The sequence below is a fragment of the Streptomyces sp. LUP30 genome (genome assembly GCF_001746365.1).
Lineage (GTDB): Bacteria > Actinomycetota > Actinomycetes > Streptomycetales > Streptomycetaceae > Streptomyces.
The window spans coordinates 32,349-50,091 of sequence record NZ_MJAJ01000063.1; the positions used below are offsets into that span (position 1 = coordinate 32,349).

Below are 17,743 nucleotides of genomic sequence, written 5' to 3' on the forward strand. Positions count from 1 at the left end.
GGGCGCTTTTCCATGACACCTGTGCTCGTGCGACAGCATCTGCCACACGCGGGGCCGACGTCCCGCGCGGATCTGGGTGCACGCGCGCGTGACTGGTCCGAGATCCAGGAGCGGATGCTGGTTCCGCTCTACGAGGCCGTCCACGAGCGACTGGACGTGGGGCCGGGCACCCGGCTTCTGTCCCTCGGCTGCGGCTCCGGGCTCGCCCTGGTGATGGCGGCCTCCAGAGGCGCTGTGCTCACCGGCGTCGAGTCCTCCTCCCCCGCACGGCTGGCCCTCGCCCGCGAGCGGCTGCTCGGGGAGAACCGGGAGGCACGCGCGCGTGCGGACGTCCGGCTCACCGACCGGCTGCCCACGGACCGGCCGTCCGGGCCGGCCTCCGCGTACACCGTGGTGACGGCGTTCGAGCCGATCGGACAGGTGGCGGGCGAGACGGAGGAACTGACCGAGGTGCTGGCGGCCGCGACGCCGCTCGCCCGGCGCGGCGCGCCCGTGGTGCTGGTGGGCTGGGGACCGCCCGAGCGCTGCGCCACCACGGCGGTGCTCCGGGTCGCGGCCAAGCTGGCGGACCAGGACCGCGGCACGGTCCGGTTACGTCCGGCGCTCCGCGACGACCTGGAGGACGCCGCCCGGCGGGCCGGACTGCGGCCGGACGGATCGGGCCGGGTCGCCTGCCCCTTCGGGTACGCCGACCTGGACAGCGCCCTCAAGGGGCTGCTGTCCACGGGCCTGTTCGACGCGGCGGTCGCGGCGACGGACCAGGCGCAGGTCGACAAGGAGGTCACGGAGGCGCTGCACCCCTACCGGCGCTCGGACGGCACGGTGTGGATGCCGAACGTGTTCCGGTACCTGATCGCCCGCACTCCCTGACGCTGCCGTGCACACGGCTCGCTGACGCTCCGGTGCACGCGTCCGCCGCGGGCCGCGCCCGTCAGGTCCCTGGCCCCTCGTCGGTCCTGGTCTGCCGGGTGATGCCGGCGATCCGGTACGCGTCCGCCTCCTCCAGCGTCTCGTGTTCCAGCAGCGCCAGGGCCAGGGCGTCCAACTGCCCCCGGTGATCGCGGAGTTTGCGGCAGGCCTCCTCGTAGCAGTCGTCGACGATGCGCCGCATCTCGTGGTCGATGGCGTCGAGGGTCGCCGGGGCGGCGGCGAGACCGTAGGCCTGCTGGGCGTCGTTGGGGAGGGCGGAGAGGCGGCCCACCCGTTCGCTCATGCCCCAGCGCGCGACCATCCCGCGCGCGATGTTGGTGACCTGCTCCAGGTCGTTCTCGGCGCCGGTCGTGACGACGCCGTAGACGACCTGCTCGGCGGCCATGCCGCCGAGGGCGCCGATGATCCGGCCGCGCAGGTACTCCTCGGAGAGCGCGTACCGCTCCACCTCGGGGGTCGACATGGTCACCCCGAGGGCCCGGCCGCGCGGCACGATGGTGACCTTGCGGACCGGGTCGGCGCCGGGCTGCAGCATGCCCAGGAGAGCGTGGCCGCTCTCGTGGAAGGCGGTGCGCCGGCGGTCCTCCTCGGGCATGATCAGTGTGCGTTCGGCCCCGAGCTGCACCTTCTCCAGCGCCTCGGACAGGTCGGACTGCGTCACCTGGTCCTGTTTGCGCTTCACGGCGAGCAGCGCGGCCTCGTTGGCGAGATTGGCCAGATCCGCTCCCGTCATGCCCGGGGTGGTCCGGGCCACCCGGGACAGGTCCACATCGGGGGCGAGCGGGATCTCGCGGGTGTGGATGCCGAGGATCGCCTCGCGTCCGGCGCGGTCCGGCGGGGAGACGCTCACTACCCGGTCGAAGCGGCCGGGGCGGGTCAGCGCCGGGTCGAGGATGTCGGCGCGGTTGGTCGCCGCGATGACGATGACGCCCTCGGAGCCCGTGAAGCCGTCCATCTCGGTGAGGATCTGGTTCAGCGTCTGCTCGCGCTCGTCGTGACCGCTCACCGAGGCGCCGCCGCCGCGGGCCCGGCCGATGGTGTCGATCTCGTCGATGAAGATGATCGACGGCGCCACCTTGCGAGCCTCGGCGAACAGCTCGCGGACCCGGGACGCGCCGACGCCGACGATCATCTCGATGAACTCCGACGCCGAGGCGGAGAAGAACGGCACGCCGGCCTCGCCCGCCACCGCACGCGCCAGCAGGGTCTTTCCGGTGCCCGGCGAGCCGGCGAGCAGGACGCCACGGGGCATCTTCGCGCCCATCCGGCGGTACAGCTCGGGGTGTTCCAGGAAGTCGACGACGTCGTCCAGCTCGCCCTTGACCTCGTCGATGCCGGCCACGTCGGCGAACGTGGTGCGCCGGGCGCCGGGCCGCAGCCCCACCGGTCTGGGCGGCGCCTTGCGCCCGAGCATGCCGCCCGCGCCCCCCGGGCCGCCGCCGAAGCGCCGGGCGAAGAAGATCCACAAGGCCGCGAGCAGCACGATCGGCGCCAGCGAGAGCAGCACGTTGGACAGCAGGCTGCGCTGCTGCACGACCGGACGCGCGGTCACCGTGACGTGCCGGCGGTCCAGGCTCTGCCAGAGATCGTCGTCCGCGAAGGCCGGGCGCTGGGTCTTGAACGTGGTGTACTCGCCGCCGCCGTCAGGGTCCTCGCGGGCCTTCTTGAGCTGTCCCTGGATCGCGTCGCCCTTGGAGTAGATCTTGTCGACGTTGCCCGAGTCGACCTGTCTGCTGAACTCCGTGTAGGAGATCGTCGGCTCGTCTCCCCCGCCGAGGTAGTTCAGCCCGATGTACACCAGCAGGAAGACGACCACCGCGGTGACGGCCAGCCCCCACCAGCGGCCGCGCGCCCTCCTGCCGTCCGGAGGGCGCGATCCGTCGTCGGGGGTGCCCTCGGTGCGCCATGGCTGTTCCGGAGTCTTGCGCGCCGGAGCGGCATTGCTCATATCTGGACGTTACGACAGAGCCCGGGGCACGGCACGCGCTGAGGGCGCCCTCCGGCTGCGGAGGGCGCCCTCGGCGGTGTCGGGGACTCAGCCCATGAACTTCTTGAACTCGTCCGGCAGCTCGAAGTCCTGAGCGCCCTGCTGCGGCAGCCCGAGCGCGTTGCCGCCCTGGGCCTGGGCCTCGCGGCGCTGGGCCGCCTCCAGCTCCTGCTGCTTGCGCTTCATCGGGTTGCCGGAGCGCTGCTTGCCCTTGGCCTGCTTGGGCTGCTTCTTCGTCCGGCCGGCGCCGCCGCCCATGCCCGGCATCCCCGGCATCCCGGGCATGCCGCCGCCCTGGGCCATGCGGGACATCATCTTGCGGGCCTCGAAGAACCGCTCGACCAGGCCCTTCACGGCGCTGACCTCGACGCCGGAGCCCTTGGCGATACGGGCGCGGCGCGAGCCGTTGATGATCGTCGGTTCCTGGCGCTCGGCCGGGGTCATCGACTTGATGATCGCGGCCGTGCGGTCGACGTCCCGCTCGTCGAGGTTGGCGATCTGGTCCTTGATCTGGCCCATGCCGGGCAGCATGCCGAGCAGCTTGGAGATGCTGCCCATCTTCCTGACCTGCTCCATCTGGGCCAGGAAGTCGTCCAGGGTGAAGTCCTGGCCCTTCTTGGACGCCAGCTTGGAGGCCATCTTCTGGGCCTCTTCCTGGCTGAACGTCTTCTCCGCCTGCTCGATCAGGGTGAGCAGGTCACCCATGTCGAGGATGCGGGAGGCCATCCGGTCAGGGTGGAAGGCGTCGAACTCGTCGAGCTTCTCGCCGTTCGACGCGAACATGATCGGCTTGCCGGTCACCGAGGCGATCGACAGGGCGGCGCCGCCGCGGGCGTCGCCGTCGAGCTTGGACAGCACCACGCCGTCGAATCCGACGCCGTCACGGAAGGCCTCGGCGGTGTTGACCGCGTCCTGACCGATCATCGCGTCGACGACGAAGAGGATCTCGTCGGGCGAGACGGCGTCGCGGATGTCCGCGGCCTGCCGCATCAGCTCGGCGTCGATGCCGAGCCGGCCGGCGGTGTCCACGATCACGATGTCGTGGACCTTGGCCTTCGCGAACTCGATGGAGTCCTTGGCGACCTGCACCGGGTCGCCCACGCCGTTGCCCGGCTGCGGGGCGTAGACGGCCACACCGGCGCGCTCGGCGACGACGCTGAGCTGGTTGACGGCGTTGGGGCGCTGGAGGTCGCAGGCGACGAGCAGCGGCGAGTGGCCCTGCTCCTTCAGCCAGCGGCCCAGCTTGCCCGCGAGGGTGGTCTTACCGGCGCCCTGCAGGCCCGCGAGCATGATCACGGTGGGCGGCTGCTTGGCGAAGCGCAGCCGGCGGGTCTCGCCGCCGAGGATCGTCACGAGTTCGTCGTTGACGATCTTCAGGACCTGCTGGGCGGGGTTCAGCGCCTTGGAGACCTCGGAGCCGAGGGCCCGCTCCTTGACGTTCTTGATGAACGTGCGGACGACCGGCAGGGCGACGTCGGCCTCGAGGAGCGCGATGCGGATCTCGCGCGCCGTGGCGTCGATGTCCGCTTCGCTCAGGCGCCCCTTGCCGCGCAAGTTCTTGAAGGTCGCTGAAAGGCGATCGGAGAGAGTATCGAACACGGCGGCGTCGGTCCTCGGAGTCGGGGGCAGTCTGAGCGTCTTCCAGGGTATCCGGCCGCGCAAGGCATTCGTCCCCGCCTGCTGTATTCAGCGGACGGGGACGACTCGCGCGGCCCGTGATCACGCCCGCAGCGTCTCCTCCAGCTTGCGGGTGACGGAGGCGGCCTCGTCCGCGGGCAGGGGCGCGCCGTCGGCTCCGGTGACGTAGAAGGCGTCCACGGCGTTCGCGCCGAGGGTCGAGACGTGCATGCTGCGCACGTGCAGTCCCGCGTCCTCCAGGGCCTGGCCGATCCGGAACAGCAGGCCCGGCGCGTCCTGGGCGCGCACCTCGATGACCGTGGCGTGCCGGGAGGCCGCGGAGGCCACCGTCACCCGCGACGGGGGCGCCACCACGCCCCGGCGGCGGGGGTAGGCGGCGTCCCGTTCCGCGAGGCGGCCGCCGATGTCCAGCGAGCCGTCGAGGGCGCGTACGAGGTCGGCGCGGAGCCGGGCTGCCTGGGGCAGCGAGCCGTACTCGGCGGCCACCCGCCAGTTCAGCAGCAGGACCGAGCCCTCGACCCCGGTCGGCAGGTCCAGGGCGCGCAGCTCGGCCGTGCGGACGGTCAGCCGGTGCACGGCGAGCACGCCGGCCACCGCGGGCAGCACCCCGGCCTGGTCGGGCACCGCGATGAGCAGCTCCACCCCCAGCGGCTCGGGGTCGTCGGCGGGCCGGTCCTCCGCGGGTGGCTCCGTCTGGGCGTGCAACGACAGGACCGGGCTGCCGGTGGCGATCGCCTCGATGGCGAGCCGCTCCTGCTCGGCGGTGGGCGCGGCCGTGTCGGGCTCCTCGGGCTCGGCCCCGGCGAGCACCGCCGCGACCCGCTTGACCAGGTCCGCCACGAGCGAACCCCGCCAGGAGGACCAGGCGGCGGGCCCGGTGGCGAGCGCGTCCGCCTCGGTGAGCGCGTGCAGCAGCTCCAGGGTGCTCTGCGAGCCGACCGCGTCGGCGACCGAGCGGACCGTGGCGGGGTCCTCCAGATCGCGCCGGGTGGCCGTCTCGACGAGCAGCAGGTGGTGCCGGACGAGGGAGGACAGCACCGCCACGTCCGCACGGTCGAAGCCGATGCGGGCGGCGACGTCCTTGGCGATGATCTCGCCCGCGACGGAGTGGTCGCCGGGCCAGCCCTTGCCGATGTCGTGCAGCAGGGCGGCGACCAGGAGGAGGTCGGGGCGGCTGACGCGGCGGGTGAACTCGGAGGCGCGCACGGCCGTCTCGATGAGGTGCCGGTCGACGGTCCAGATGTGCACGGCGTTGCGCTGCGGCCGGCAGCGCACCCGCTCCCAGTCGGGCAGCAGCTGTGTGATCAGGCCCTCGGCCTCCAGCGCCTCCCAGACCTCGACGGTGGGCCGGCCGGAGCCGAGCAGGGTGACCAGCTGCTCACGGGCCTCGGCGGGCCAGGGCGTGGGCAGGGGGCGCACGGTCGCGGCGAGGCGCCGCACGGCGTGCAGGGAGAGCGGGAGACCGGCCTGTGCGGCGGCGGCCGCGGCGCGCAGCGGGAGCACGGGGTCGCGTTCGGGGCGGGCGGCACGGGCGAGCACCACTTCGCCGTCCTGCTCGACGACGCCCTCGGCCAGCGGCGACCGCTCGGGCGCGGGCTTGCCGCCGCCCAGCATGGCGCGCAGCCGGGGCCGCACGGCGCGCGACCGCAGCACGCGCCCCACCTCACGCCAGGTGACGTCGCTCGCGTACGAGATGACCCGTGCCGCCTCGTACACCTGCCGCAGCAGGGTGTCCGCGTCCAGCAGGCCCAGCTCGGCGGCGACCTGGTCCTGTTCCTGGAGGGCGAGCCGGTCCGTCGCGCGGCCCGTGGCCAGGTGCAGGGCGTCCCGTACGTCGAGGAGCCGGCGGCGGGCGTCGTCGAGGCCCTCGCGGGGCGCGTCCGCCAGCCAGGAGGCGGCGACGGCGCGCAGCGCGGTGGCGTCCCGCAGCCCGCCGCGCGCCTCCTTGAGGTCGGGTTCCAGCAGGTACTGCAGTTCGCCCTGGCGTTCGGCGCGCTCGGCGCAGAGTTCCTGGAGCTCGGGCAGCCGCTTGGGCGCCTGGTTGCGCCAGTCGGCGAGGACCGACGTCCGCAGCCCGGCGGTCAGACCGAGGTCGCCGGCGAGGTGGCGGGCGTCCAGCAGGCCGAGCTGGACCTTGAGGTCCTCCCCGGCGGTCCTGCGGGCCTCCGCCGGGGTGCGCACGGAGTGGTCGAGGGCCAGGCCCAGATCCCAGACGGGGTACCAGAGGCGGTCGGCGAGGGCCGCGACGGCCTTGCCGTCGGCGCCGTCGTGCAGCAGGAGGAGGTCGAGGTCGCTGCGCGGGGACAGCTCGCCGCGGCCGTAGCCGCCGACGGCGACCAGGGACACGCCCTTCAGGTCCTCGGCGCCGGCGGCGAACAGCCCGGCCAGCCATTCGTCGGTCAGTTCGGCGAGGGCCGCACGGCGCGGCGGCCCGGACCGCGCCCCCTCGGTGAGGAGGCGCAGCCGGGCCGCCGCGTAGCCGCTGGGTCCCGAGTCCTCTGCATCCTTGCGCCAGTCCGTACTCGTCACCCAGCGACTCCTGTTCTGTTCTGCCGTCAGAGCGCGTCCGGGCCGCGCTCGCCGGTGCGGACCCGTACGGCCGTCTCGACCGGGAGGGACCAGACCTTGCCGTCACCGATCTTGCCGGTGCGGGCCGCCTTGACGATGACGTCGATCAGCTGCTCGGCGTCGTCGTCCTCGGCCAGCACCTCGATGCGGATCTTGGGCACCAGGTCGACGGTGTACTCGGCACCACGGTAGACCTCGGTGTGGCCCCGCTGACGACCGTAGCCGCTGGCCTCGGTGACCGTCAGGCCGTGCACGCCGAAGGCCTGCAGGGCTTCCTTGATCTCGTCGAGCCGGTGGGGCTTCACGACGGCGGTGATGAGCTTCATGCGTCCACCTTCTTGCTCGCGTCGGCGACCGCGGTCGGGAGGGCGGTCGTGCGGGCGGCGCCGCCGCCGGCACCGCTGAAGTCGTATGCGGTCTCGGCGTGCTCCGCCTGGTCGATGCCGGCGATCTCGTCGTCCTCGGAGACCCGCATGCCGATGGTCTTGTCGAGGAGGAAGGCGAGGATCGCGGAGACCACCAGCGAGTAGGCGAGGATCGCGAAGACGCCGGCGCACTGCTTCCACAGCTGGTCGAAGGAGTGGTCGCCGTAGAAGACGCCGGTCGCGTCGGACTGGCCCTTGCCGGTGGCGAAGAAGCCGATCAGCAGGGAGCCGGCGATACCGCCGACGAGGTGGACGCCGACGACGTCGAGCGAGTCGTCGTAACCGAACCTGTACTTCAGGCCGACGGCCATGGCGCACAGCACACCGGCGATGGCGCCGACGGCGATCGCGCCGAGCGGGGAGACCGCACCGCCCGAGGGGGTGATGGCGACCAGACCGGCGACCGCGCCGGAGGCGGCGCCCAGCGTGGTGAACGCACCGTGGCGGATCTTCTCGTAGGCGAGCCAGGCCAGCATGGCGGCGGCGGTGGCGACCTGCGTGTTGACGAACATCAGCGCGCCGACGCCGTCGTCGTTGCCGAGCCACGAGCCGGCGTTGAAGCCGAACCAGCCGAACCACAGCAGACCGGCGCCGAGCATCACCAGCGGCAGGCTGTGCGGGCGCATCGGGTCCTTCTTGAACCCGACGCGCTTGCCGATGACGAGGATCACACCGAGGGCCGCGGCGCCGGCGTTGATGTGGACCGCCGTACCGCCCGCGAAGTCGATGACGCCCAGTTCGAAGGCCCAGCCGCCGGCGCCCCAGACCCAGTGCGCGACCGGGAAGTAGACGACCGTGGCCCACAGCGCGACGAACAGCGCCCAGGCGGAGAACTTCACGCGGTCGGCGAGCGCGCCGCTGATCAGGGCGGGCGTGATGATGGCGAACATCATCTGGAAGACCATGAACACGAAGATCGGGATGGTGTAGCCGTCCCACAGCTGCGTCAGGCCGATGTTGCTGAGGCCGACCCAGTCGGAGTTCCAGCCGATGAGGCTGCCCGAGTCGGTCCCGAACGCGAGCGAGAAGCCGTACAGCACCCACAGGATGGTGACGATCCCTATGCTGATGAAGCTCATCATCAGCATGTTCAGCGTGCTCTTGACGCGGACCATGCCGCCGTAGAAGAAGGCGAGGCCCGGGGTCATGATCAGCACCAGGGCGGAACAGATGAGCATGAAGCCTGTGTTCGCGGAGGAAAGCTTGGGTGCCTCCGCGGCAAGCGTGATGGCTGCTGCCATCGGCGTCTCCTCGTCGTAGTACGGCCCCGTGCGGGCGAAGCCAGAGCGGGTTCGTGAGGGGTGGGCCGGTTATGCGCCATGAGATTCGCGCAGTGCCGTTTCGGTGGAAGCCCCTCGTTGTTTCGCCGCCGTGACGAAGACGTCTCCTGCGTTACGCCTCGATGAACTGCCTGATGTCCGGCGAGTGGATCGTTATCGTGGCGCAACCTTCACCGGAGGAAGTGAAACCGGCCGCGGTCGGCCTTCCGATGACCTGGCACGGGGGAGCCGAGTCGGGCTGTTCGGGAGGGCCGGCCGCGGCCGGGGTACCGGGGTTGCGCGGGGCGGGTCAGACCGCCTCGGCCGTCTCCGGGAGCTCGATGGTGAGCCGTTCGGTGAGGTCCACGACCTCGGAGAGCTCCCCGAAATCGCGTACAGCGCTGTCGACGGTCTTTCGGATACGCGTGTTCACCCGTTCGGAGCGCACCTTCTTCGCCTCCTTCATGGCCTGGGTGGCGAGGGTGGCGCTCTGCTCGGGCTCACGCTGCAGCAGATGGACGGTGGCCATGCCGATCAGGTTCAGCACATAGGACCGCTGGTGGTCGCAGTCGCCCGCGAACAGCTCGACGGCCCTGCGCATCAGGGGCTCGGCCAGCGAGGCGTACGTGGGGCTGCGGCCGGCGACATAGGCGAGGTCGCGGAAGGAGTGGCTGTTCTCGCCGTACAGCTCGGCCTCGGAGAAGAATCGGATCCAGTCCGGGTCGGGCTCGTCCCACTCGTCGGCCTCGGCGAAGGTGTCCTCGGCCATCCGCACCGCCCGCTTGCACCGGCCGGGCTGCCCCATGTTGGCGTAGGCGCGGGCCTCCATCGCATACAGCATGGACTGGGTGCGCGGACTGGCGCAGTCACGGCTGCCGTACTGCGCGAGGTGGATCAGCTCCAGAGCGTCCTCGGGCCGGCCGAGGTGGATCATCTGACGGCTCATGCTGGACAGCACGTAACTGCCCAGCGGCCGGTCGCCGGCCTCCTTGGCGGCGTGCAGGGCGAGGACGAAGTACTTCTGCGCGGTCGGCTGCAGGCCCACGTCGTACGACATCCAGCCGGCCAGCTCCGCCAGTTCGGCGGCGACCTTGAACAGCTTCTTCGAGGTGGCCTCGGGCTGCGGCTCCTGGAGCAGGTCGGTCACCTCGTGCAGCTGCCCGACGACCGCCTTGCGGCGCAGACCGCCTCCGCACTGCGCGTCCCACTGCCGGAACATCACGGTGGTGGACTCCAGCAGCTCCAGTTCGGGCCGGGAGAGCCGGCCGCGGGCCCGGCTGGTCGGCATCGAGTCCGGTTCCGCGAGCTGGGCGGGCGGCGAGGGGACCAGCCAGCGCTGCATGGGCTCGATGAGGGACGGCCCCGCGCACAGGGCGAGCGACGTCCCGAGGAAGCCGCGCCGGGCCAGCATCAGGTCGCTGCGCGAGAACTCGCTGAGCTGGGCCACCGTCTGCGGGGCCGTCCACGGCAGGTCGACGCCGGTCGCGGAGGGCGACTGGCGCGCGGCGCGCAGCCCGAGGTCCTCGACGGAGACGACGCAGCCGAACCGCTCGGAGAACAGCTCGGACAGGATCCTGGGGATGGGCTCGCGGGGGTTCTCGCCGTCCAGCCAGCGGCGCACCCGGGAGGTGTCCGTGGAGATGTGGTTGGCGCCCAACTGCCGGGCTCGACGGTTGACTTGGCGGGCCAGTTCGCCCTTCGACCAGCCGCTGCGCACGAACCACGAAGTGAGCAGCTCGTTCGGGCGCTTGTCCGCGCCCGCAGCGTTGGTTCCGCTTCCGCCGTTGCCGCTCACTGGAACGCCCCCATTCCTGAGACCACTTGTCACCGAGTGCGCCAAGCCCTATCAGAATGCCGGTAAATACGGCCCGCCGTACGGCACTTGTCACCCTTCGAACGGAAAGGCGACTTGCCTCCGGCATACCCGCAAGCGCATGTGCCTCCATGACCCGCATACTCAAAGTAGTCCTACGATCACGCTCCCAGCCACGGCGATCCCGGAAACGCCACCATTCGCCACCCCTTCGAATGAACTCTCGGCGCCTCGTACGCGATTCACTTGACATAGGACAGCCGAGAGTGAGCGGAGCGAAGCACTCAGGGGCGCGCACGGTCGAGCACACCACCGAGAACGCCTCCATGCGCTGCCTGGAACGGACGCTCCGCGGGAAGCGACAACACACAGAGTCACAGTGCGGGACCGCTGCGTAACCATAGCTGCGCGGGACCCGTTGGAGGGGGCAGTCGGACCCGTTGGAGGGGGCATGGGCTTCACGATCGGCGGCATTCGCGAGATCCGTTCCGGCGCGCGCAGGCGGGGTCGCTCGTCCGAGTGCACCGCCGTCGCCGAGTTCACGGGACTGTGGGGCTGGGACGCCGTGCCGGGCGCGCGGGCCGCGGCGGGCGTCTGCTCGTGCGGACGCCCCGACTGCCGGGCTCCGGGCGCGCACCCTCTGGACTTCGCCCCCCGGGTCCCCGGCGGAGCCACCCTCGACGACGTGATCAGGACCTGGTCGGAGTTCCCTGGCGCCGCGATCATGCTGCCCGTCGGGCGCGCGTTCGACGTCATCGACGTCGCCGAGGCCGCCGGACGTCGCGCCCTGGTCCGCCTGGAGCGCATGGGCCTGCCCCTCGGCCCGGTCGTCGCCACCCCGCAGGGGCGCACCCAGTTCTTCGTCGCCCCCGGCGCCGCCGCGGAACTGCCCGGCCTGCTCTACCGCATGGGCTGGGACGACCCGACCGCCCTCGACCTGCGCGGTCTCGGCCCCGGCACGCACATCACGGCCCCACCCTCCGACCGCGGCGGTCTCGGCCCGGCACGCTGGCTGCGCCCGCCCGCGCTGGACTCGGCCACCCGCCCCCCGGAGGCGCGACTGCTGCTGGGCACCCTGGCCTACCTGGCCCACCGCTCACGCGCCTGAGCCCGAGTGGGGGCCGGGGCCGGGGCCGGCCGCACCAGCGGTACGCCGCGTGCGTGCGCGCGCCACGGGTGCGACGAGTGCGGCGGCGTACACAGCGAAGCGCCCGCTCCCACTGCACCTGGGGGCGGGCGCTTCTCGCGGCTGGGCTTCTCAGTCGCCGATGAGGGCGTCGACGAACGCCTCCGGCTCGAACGGCGCCAGGTCGTCCGCGCCCTCGCCGAGTCCCACCAGCTTGACCGGGACGCCCAGCTCGCGCTGGACCGCGACCACGATGCCGCCCTTGGCCGTGCCGTCCAGCTTCGTCAGCACGATGCCGGTGATGGCCACGACCTCGGCGAAGACCCGGGCCTGGACGAGCCCGTTCTGCCCCGTGGTGGCGTCGAGGACGAGCAGCACCTCGTCCAGCGGGGCGTGCTTCTCGACGACCCGCTTGACCTTGCCGAGCTCGTCCATGAGTCCGGTCTTGGTGTGCAGCCGGCCGGCGGTGTCGATGAGGACGACGTCGACCCCCATCTCCTTGCCCTCCTTCACCGCGTCGAACGCGACGGAGGCGGGGTCGCCGGCCTCGGGGCCGCGCACGGTGTGGGCGCCGACGCGCTCGCCCCAGGTCTGGAGCTGGTCGGCGGCGGCGGCGCGGAAGGTGTCGGCGGCGCCCAGCACGACGGTGCGCCCGTCGGCCACGAGCACGCGCGCGAGCTTGCCGGTGGTGGTGGTCTTGCCGGTGCCGTTGACTCCGACGACCATCACGATGCCCGGCTTGCGGTCCGCCGGCTCGGTCTTCACCGTGCGGTCGACGTCCGTGCCGACCAGCTTGAGGAGCTCGTCGCGCAGGAGCGCGCGCAGTTCCTCCGGGGTGCGGGTGCCGAGCACCTTCACGCGCTCGCGCAGCCGCTCGACCAGTTCCTGGGTGGGCTGCACGCCGACGTCGGCGGTGAGCAGCGTGTCCTCGATCTCCTCCCAGGTGTCCTCGTCGAGGTGCTCGCGCGAGAGCAGCGTGAGCAGCCCCTTGCCGAGGGCGTTCTGCGAACGGGAGAGCCGCGCGCGGAGACGGATGAGCCGTCCCTCGGTGGGCTCCGGGATCTCGAGCTCGGGGACCTCGACGACGGGACCGGCGGGCGGCTCCTCGACGGCGGTGCCGGTCGCGCCGCCACCGGGGAGGTCCACCTCCTCGATCGTGCGGCGCGGTTCGTCGCGCGGCGTCTCGGCCTCGTCGCCGACGTGCGGCTCGGTCGGCGGGGCGGTGATGTCGGGCGCGGTGGGGGGCGGCGGGGGCAGCGACTTCTGCCGTCGACTGCCGACGACGAGCCCGCCGAGCACCGCGAGCACGACCACGGCGATGACTACAGCAAGGATGACGGTTTCCATAACGCACCCAGTATGCGCGACCCCTCCACGCCGGGACGGACGGCGACCCGGTCACCCGTGCCCCGATCACCGCTCCCGGCCGGCCCCCGGGTCCTGGTCGGCGTGACGGCGCCCGGCGCGACCGTCGCCGGCCTCGGTCCTCGCCCCCGTCCGCACCCGGCACCGGCTCCCGGGGCGCGTCCCGCCCGCCGGGCCCGCACCCTCGTCATCGGCGGCCCCGGCCTCACGAGGGCGGGTCGGCGTGGACGTACACATCACCCTCGGCGAGGTCGTCGACCTCCTCGGCCGGCACGACGGAGAAGCCGGCCGGCCGCAGGATTCCGATCAGCGCCGTCTGCATGAGCACGACGACCTCGCCGTAGCGCTTCCACTCCGGCGCCGCCGGGTCCTGCCGTTCCGCCGCCGCCCGCAGCCCGGCCAGGCCCAGTTCCGGGGCGCCCCATCGGACGTAGAGGCCTCCGGCGTGATCGCCCTGGAGCTCGACCTCCACCGCCGCGCCGGGTCGGCTCGGCTCCTGCGGACCCGGGACATGAGCGGGAAGGCCGGCCCGCCGGAGCTCTCGGCAGACGCGGGCTGCCAGGTCGTGCCCGGCCGCGATGACCTCCTCCGAAGCGAACGGGTGACCGTACGCGGCGGCCCGGGCCCGGGTCTCGGGGTCCACATACGTCACCGGGCGTCTCCTGGCGTGAGGTCGTCCGGCGTGTGGGCGACGACAGCGGATCTTCGAAGGGGCGTGCGCGACGATCCTCGCGCACCCGTCGCCGGCGAACGGCCGGCGGGGGGTGCGCGAGCGGGCAGGCGACCTGCGGGCTCCCGGGCATGGCCATCTGACGTTGCGTCAGTTACCGTCCCCCCACGTCGCCGAAGGGGGTCCCCATGCCCGTCACCGTCGTCCGTTTCAATCTCGTCGCGCCCGGTGCGACCCCCGCAGAGCTGGGCGTCCGCTACCGGGCCGCGCTGGAGATGGCCGCGTACGCGGACGGGCACGGGGTCACGACCCTGCAGACCGAGGAGCACCACGGCGTCGAGAACAACTGGCTGCCGTCCCCGTTCGCCTTCGCGGGCGCGGTGCTCGGGGCGACCCGGCGGCTGGCGGTGACCGTCTCCGCCGTCATCGGCCCGTTGCACGACCCGCTGCGGCTGGCCGAGGACATCGCGGTGCTCGATCTGCTGAGCGGCGGCCGGCTGGTGACGGTCGCCGGGATCGGGTACCGGCCCGAGGAGTACGCCCGGGCGGGCGTGGACTGGAAGCGCCGGGGCCGGCTCCAGGACGAGTTGCTGGAGACCGTGCTGCGGGCCTGGACCGGCGAGGAGTTCGAGTACCGCGGCCGTACGGTACGGGTCACCCCGCGCCCGGGGACCGCGCCGCACCCCCTGCTGCTGGTCGGCGGCTCCTCGCGGGCCGCCGCCCGCCGGGCCGCCCGGCTCGGTCTGCCCTTCTTCCCCAGCGCGCACCTGCCGGAGCTGGAGGCGTACTACAAGGAGCGGCTGGTCGAGTACGGGACCGAGGGCTGGACGATGATGCCCGGCGCCGAGACCCCGCTGCTGCACCTCGCCGAGGATCCGGACCGGGCCTGGTCACGGTACGGCGGCCACTTCCTGCACGAGGCCCGGACGTACGCCTCGTGGCAGTCCGGGGACATCCGCTCGGCGGTGCGGTCGGGCGCGCTCACGGTCGACGAGCTCCGGGACGAGGGCGTGTACCGGATCCTCACGCCGGACGAGTGCGTGGCGCAGGGGCTCGACAACCTGGTCCTGCATCCGCTGGCGGGCGGGATGCCGGTGGAGGAGGGCTGGCGGAGTCTGCGGCTGTTCTGCGAACGCGTGCTGCCCCGGCTCGGGGAGTGAGCCGGGGCAGCACGCGCTACGGGTGTCGAGGAGCGGGCAGCGGGGACTTGGCCCGGCTCCTCGAGTCCAGGGGGCTCGAAGGCCTCGTCGTGAGGCTCGGCCCGGTCTTGGGGCTCAGCCCATCTCCTCCAGTGCCTTGCCCTTCGTCTCCTTGACGTACTTGAGGACGAACGGGATGGAGAGCGCGGCGAAGACCGTGTAGATCACGTAGGTCGCGGAGAGGTTCCAGTCGGCCAGCGACGGGAAGCTCGCGGTGATGGCCCAGTTGGCGATCCACTGGGCGGAGGCGGCCACGCCGAGGGCGGCGGCACGGATCCGGTTGGGGAACATCTCGCCGAGGAAGACCCAGACGACGACGCCCCAGGACAGGGCGAAGAAGAGGACGAACACGTGGGCGGCGATCAGGGCGATCCAGCCCTGGGCGGCCGGGAGCTTGCCGTCGACGAGGTCGTAGGAGAACGCCCAGGCCTCCAGCGCGAGGCCGACGACCATGCCGACGGAGCCGATGAGGGCGAGCGGCCTGCGGCCGACCCGGTCCACGAAGATCATGGCGATCACGGTGCCGATGATGTTGATGATCGACGTCGTGAAGGAGTAGAAGAACGAGTCCGTCGGGTCGACGCCGACCGACTGCCACAGCGTCGAGGAGTAGTAGAAGGCGACGTTGATGCCGACGAACTGCTGGAAGACCGACAGGCCGATGCCGATCCAGACGATCGGCTTGAAGAAGAAGGAGCCGCCGAGCAGGTCCTTGAAGGTGGACTTGTGCTCGCTCTTCATCGCGTGCTCGATCTCGGCGACCCGGGCGTCCAGGTCGATCTTGTCGCCCTCGACCTCTTCCAGGATGTCGCGGGCCCGCTCGCGCTTGCCGACGGAGATCAGGAAACGCGGGGACTCGGGGATGGCGAAGGAGAGCAGGCCGTACAGGACGGCCGGGACGACCATCACGCCGAGCATGACCTGCCAGGCCTCCAGGCCCATGAGCTTGCCGCGCTGGTCGCCGCCGGCGGAGTTGAGCAGACCCCAGTTGACCAGCTGCGAGATCGCGATGCCGATGACGATCGCGGCCTGCTGGAAGGAGCCGAGCCGGCCGCGGTAGGCGGGCGGGGCGACCTCGGCGATGTAGGCGGGGCCGATCACCGAGGCCATGCCGATGGCGAAGCCGCCGACGACCCGCCACAGGGCGAAGTCCCAGAGCGCGAAGGGCAGGGCCGAGCCGACGGCGCTGACCGTGAACAGCACGGCCGCGATCTGCATGACCCTGATGCGGCCGATGCGGTCCGCCATGCGGCCGGCGGTCGCGGCGCCGATGGCGCAGCCGATCAGGGCGATGGCGATCACCTGGGCGAGGGCGGCGGAGCCCACGTCGTAGCGGTCCCGGATGGCCTCGACGGCGCCGTTGATGACGGAGCTGTCGTAGCCGAAGAGGAAGCCGCCCATCGCGGCCGCCGCAGCGATGAAGATGACATGCCCGAGATGATCGGGGTGAGCCGTCCCGGCTCCTGACTTGGATGCCTGCGCTGTGCTGGTCACGTGAACTCCTCGGGCCACCGGCAACGCTGCCGGCGCGGTCAGCCTTCCAGGTAGGTGGTACCTGAAGGTAAATCCAACGTTCCTGACCTTATGCCTTCAAGTTTCAAATTCAAACGCGGGAAATTGTGAGAACTCAGACAAGATCACGTCACATACGTTCACTTCTTGAAGACAGCGCAGGTCGCGACGTGGGCTCGAAGGCCGAGCGACCGGTCGTCAGCGCAACCGCTGACTGATCACCTTCGACACGCCGTCACCCTGCATGGACACGCCGTACAGCGCGTCGGCGACCTCCATCGTGCGCTTCTGGTGGGTGATCACGATGAGCTGGGAGGCCTCCTGCAGCTCCTGCATGATCCGGATCAACCGCTGCAGGTTGGTGTCGTCGAGGGCCGCCTCGACCTCGTCCATGACGTAGAACGGACTGGGCCGGGCCTTGAAGATCGACACCAGCATGGCGACGGCGGTCAGCGAGCGCTCGCCGCCGGACAGCAGGCTCAGCCGCTTGACCCTCTTGCCGGGAGGCCGCGCCTCGACGTCGACGCCCGTGGTGAGCATGTTGTCGGGGTCGGTCAGGATCAACCGTCCCTCCCCGCCCGGGAAGAGCCGGCCGAACACGCCCTCGAACTCGCGCGCGGTGTCCCGGAAGGCCTCGGTGAAGACCTGCTCGACGCGCTCGTCGACCTCCCTGACCACCTGCAGCAGGTCCGTGCGGGTCTTCTTGAGGTCCTCCAGCTGCTCGCTGAGGAACTGGTGACGCTCCTCCAGCGCGGAGAACTCCTCCAGGGCGAGCGGGTTGACCTTGCCGAGCTGCTGGTACGCGCGCTCGGCGGCCCTGAGCCGCTTCTCCTGCTCCGCCCGGACGAACGCCCTCGGCCGGTTGCGCGGGTGCTCCGGATCCTCCGGCAGCTCCTCGCCCTCGGCGGGGGGCGAGGGCGGCACCGGCTGATGCGGACCGTACTCCGAGACGAGCCCCGCCGGTTCGACACCGAGCTCCTCCAGAGCCTTGGTCTCCAGCTGCTCGATCCGCAGCCGCTTCTCCGCTCCGAGTACCTCGCCCCGGTGAACCGAATCCGTCAACTTGTCGAGTTCCGCCTTCAGATCACGCCCCGCGGTGCGCGCGGCGGCCAGCTCCTGCTCGCGGCGCGCCTTCGCGGCGTCGGCGGCGACGCGCTCCTCCTCGGCGCGCCCGACGGACACCTCGACGTGGGCGAGCAGCTGCCGGGCGCCGGCGGCCACGGCTTCCGCGACGGCGGCCTCGTGCCGCAG

13 protein-coding genes are annotated in these 17,743 nt (G+C 71.9%); 3 read left to right on the forward strand and 10 right to left on the reverse strand.

Annotation, left to right across the window (positions count from 1 at the left end):
* Nucleotides 1-12: 12 nt before the first annotated feature.
* Nucleotides 13-870, forward strand: coding sequence for a class I SAM-dependent methyltransferase (locus BG482_RS35230; RefSeq protein ID WP_079142543.1), 858 nt, complete (start codon nucleotides 13-15; stop codon nucleotides 868-870).
* Nucleotides 871-931: 61 nt separating this feature from the next.
* On the opposite strand, the gene ftsH is transcribed toward BG482_RS35230, so the two are convergent.
* The 6 genes from ftsH to BG482_RS35260 all read right to left on the reverse strand — a co-directional run bounded on the left by ftsH (nucleotide 932) and on the right by BG482_RS35260 (nucleotide 10,602).
* Nucleotides 932-2,878, reverse strand: coding sequence for an ATP-dependent zinc metalloprotease FtsH (gene ftsH / locus BG482_RS35235; protein ID WP_069773290.1), 1,947 nt, complete (start codon nucleotides 2,876-2,878; stop codon nucleotides 932-934).
* Nucleotides 2,879-2,965: 87 nt separating this feature from the next.
* Nucleotides 2,966-4,516, reverse strand: a complete 1,551-nt coding sequence (gene ffh / locus BG482_RS35240; protein WP_069773291.1) for a signal recognition particle protein — start codon at nucleotides 4,514-4,516, stop codon at nucleotides 2,966-2,968.
* A 120-nt stretch (nucleotides 4,517-4,636) separates the two neighbouring features.
* Nucleotides 4,637-7,084 (reverse strand): [protein-PII] uridylyltransferase, encoded by a 2,448-nt coding sequence (locus BG482_RS35245; RefSeq protein WP_069773292.1) that lies wholly within the window; start codon nucleotides 7,082-7,084, stop codon nucleotides 4,637-4,639.
* Nucleotides 7,085-7,110: 26 nt separating this feature from the next.
* Nucleotides 7,111-7,449 carry a P-II family nitrogen regulator gene (locus BG482_RS35250; RefSeq protein WP_003997576.1) on the reverse strand — a complete coding sequence of 113 codons (339 nt, stop codon included), beginning with the start codon at nucleotides 7,447-7,449 and terminating at the stop codon, nucleotides 7,111-7,113.
* Nucleotides 7,446-8,789 (reverse strand): ammonium transporter, encoded by a 1,344-nt coding sequence (locus tag BG482_RS35255; protein WP_069773293.1) that lies wholly within the window; start codon nucleotides 8,787-8,789, stop codon nucleotides 7,446-7,448. The genes BG482_RS35250 and BG482_RS35255 overlap by 4 nt, the downstream gene beginning before the upstream one ends.
* Nucleotides 8,790-9,117: 328 nt before the next feature.
* Nucleotides 9,118-10,602 (reverse strand): hypothetical protein, encoded by a 1,485-nt coding sequence (locus BG482_RS35260; protein WP_069773294.1) that lies wholly within the window; start codon nucleotides 10,600-10,602, stop codon nucleotides 9,118-9,120.
* 469 nt (nucleotides 10,603-11,071) lie between these two features.
* Between BG482_RS35260 and BG482_RS35265 the strand changes: the two genes are divergently transcribed.
* Complete coding sequence (locus tag BG482_RS35265) at nucleotides 11,072-11,728, forward strand: bifunctional DNA primase/polymerase (protein ID WP_069773295.1); 657 nt, start codon at nucleotides 11,072-11,074, stop codon at nucleotides 11,726-11,728.
* Between the two features lie 150 nt (nucleotides 11,729-11,878).
* Here the strand turns inward: BG482_RS35265 and ftsY are convergent, their stop codons facing one another.
* Entirely contained in the window at nucleotides 11,879-13,093 is a 1,215-nt protein-coding gene (gene ftsY, locus BG482_RS35270; protein WP_069773296.1) for a signal recognition particle-docking protein FtsY, read from the reverse strand.
* A gap of 223 nt (nucleotides 13,094-13,316) precedes the next feature.
* On the reverse strand, nucleotides 13,317-13,763 hold the full coding sequence (locus BG482_RS43050; protein ID WP_107450862.1) for a hypothetical protein: 447 nt from the start codon (nucleotides 13,761-13,763) through the stop codon (nucleotides 13,317-13,319).
* 206 nt (nucleotides 13,764-13,969) lie between these two features.
* Between BG482_RS43050 and BG482_RS35280 the strand changes: the two genes are divergently transcribed.
* Nucleotides 13,970-14,941 (forward strand): LLM class flavin-dependent oxidoreductase, encoded by a 972-nt coding sequence (locus BG482_RS35280; RefSeq protein ID WP_069773297.1) that lies wholly within the window; start codon nucleotides 13,970-13,972, stop codon nucleotides 14,939-14,941.
* Nucleotides 14,942-15,055: 114 nt separating this feature from the next.
* On the opposite strand, the gene BG482_RS35285 is transcribed toward BG482_RS35280, so the two are convergent.
* Both BG482_RS35285 and BG482_RS35290 read right to left on the reverse strand, forming a co-directional pair.
* Nucleotides 15,056-16,474 carry a sugar porter family MFS transporter gene (locus BG482_RS35285; RefSeq protein WP_069773298.1) on the reverse strand — a complete coding sequence of 473 codons (1,419 nt, stop codon included), beginning with the start codon at nucleotides 16,472-16,474 and terminating at the stop codon, nucleotides 15,056-15,058.
* 216 nt (nucleotides 16,475-16,690) lie between these two features.
* Nucleotides 16,691-17,743: AAA family ATPase (locus BG482_RS35290; RefSeq protein ID WP_176741550.1), on the reverse strand; the 1,053-nt coding region annotated here is incomplete at its 5' end.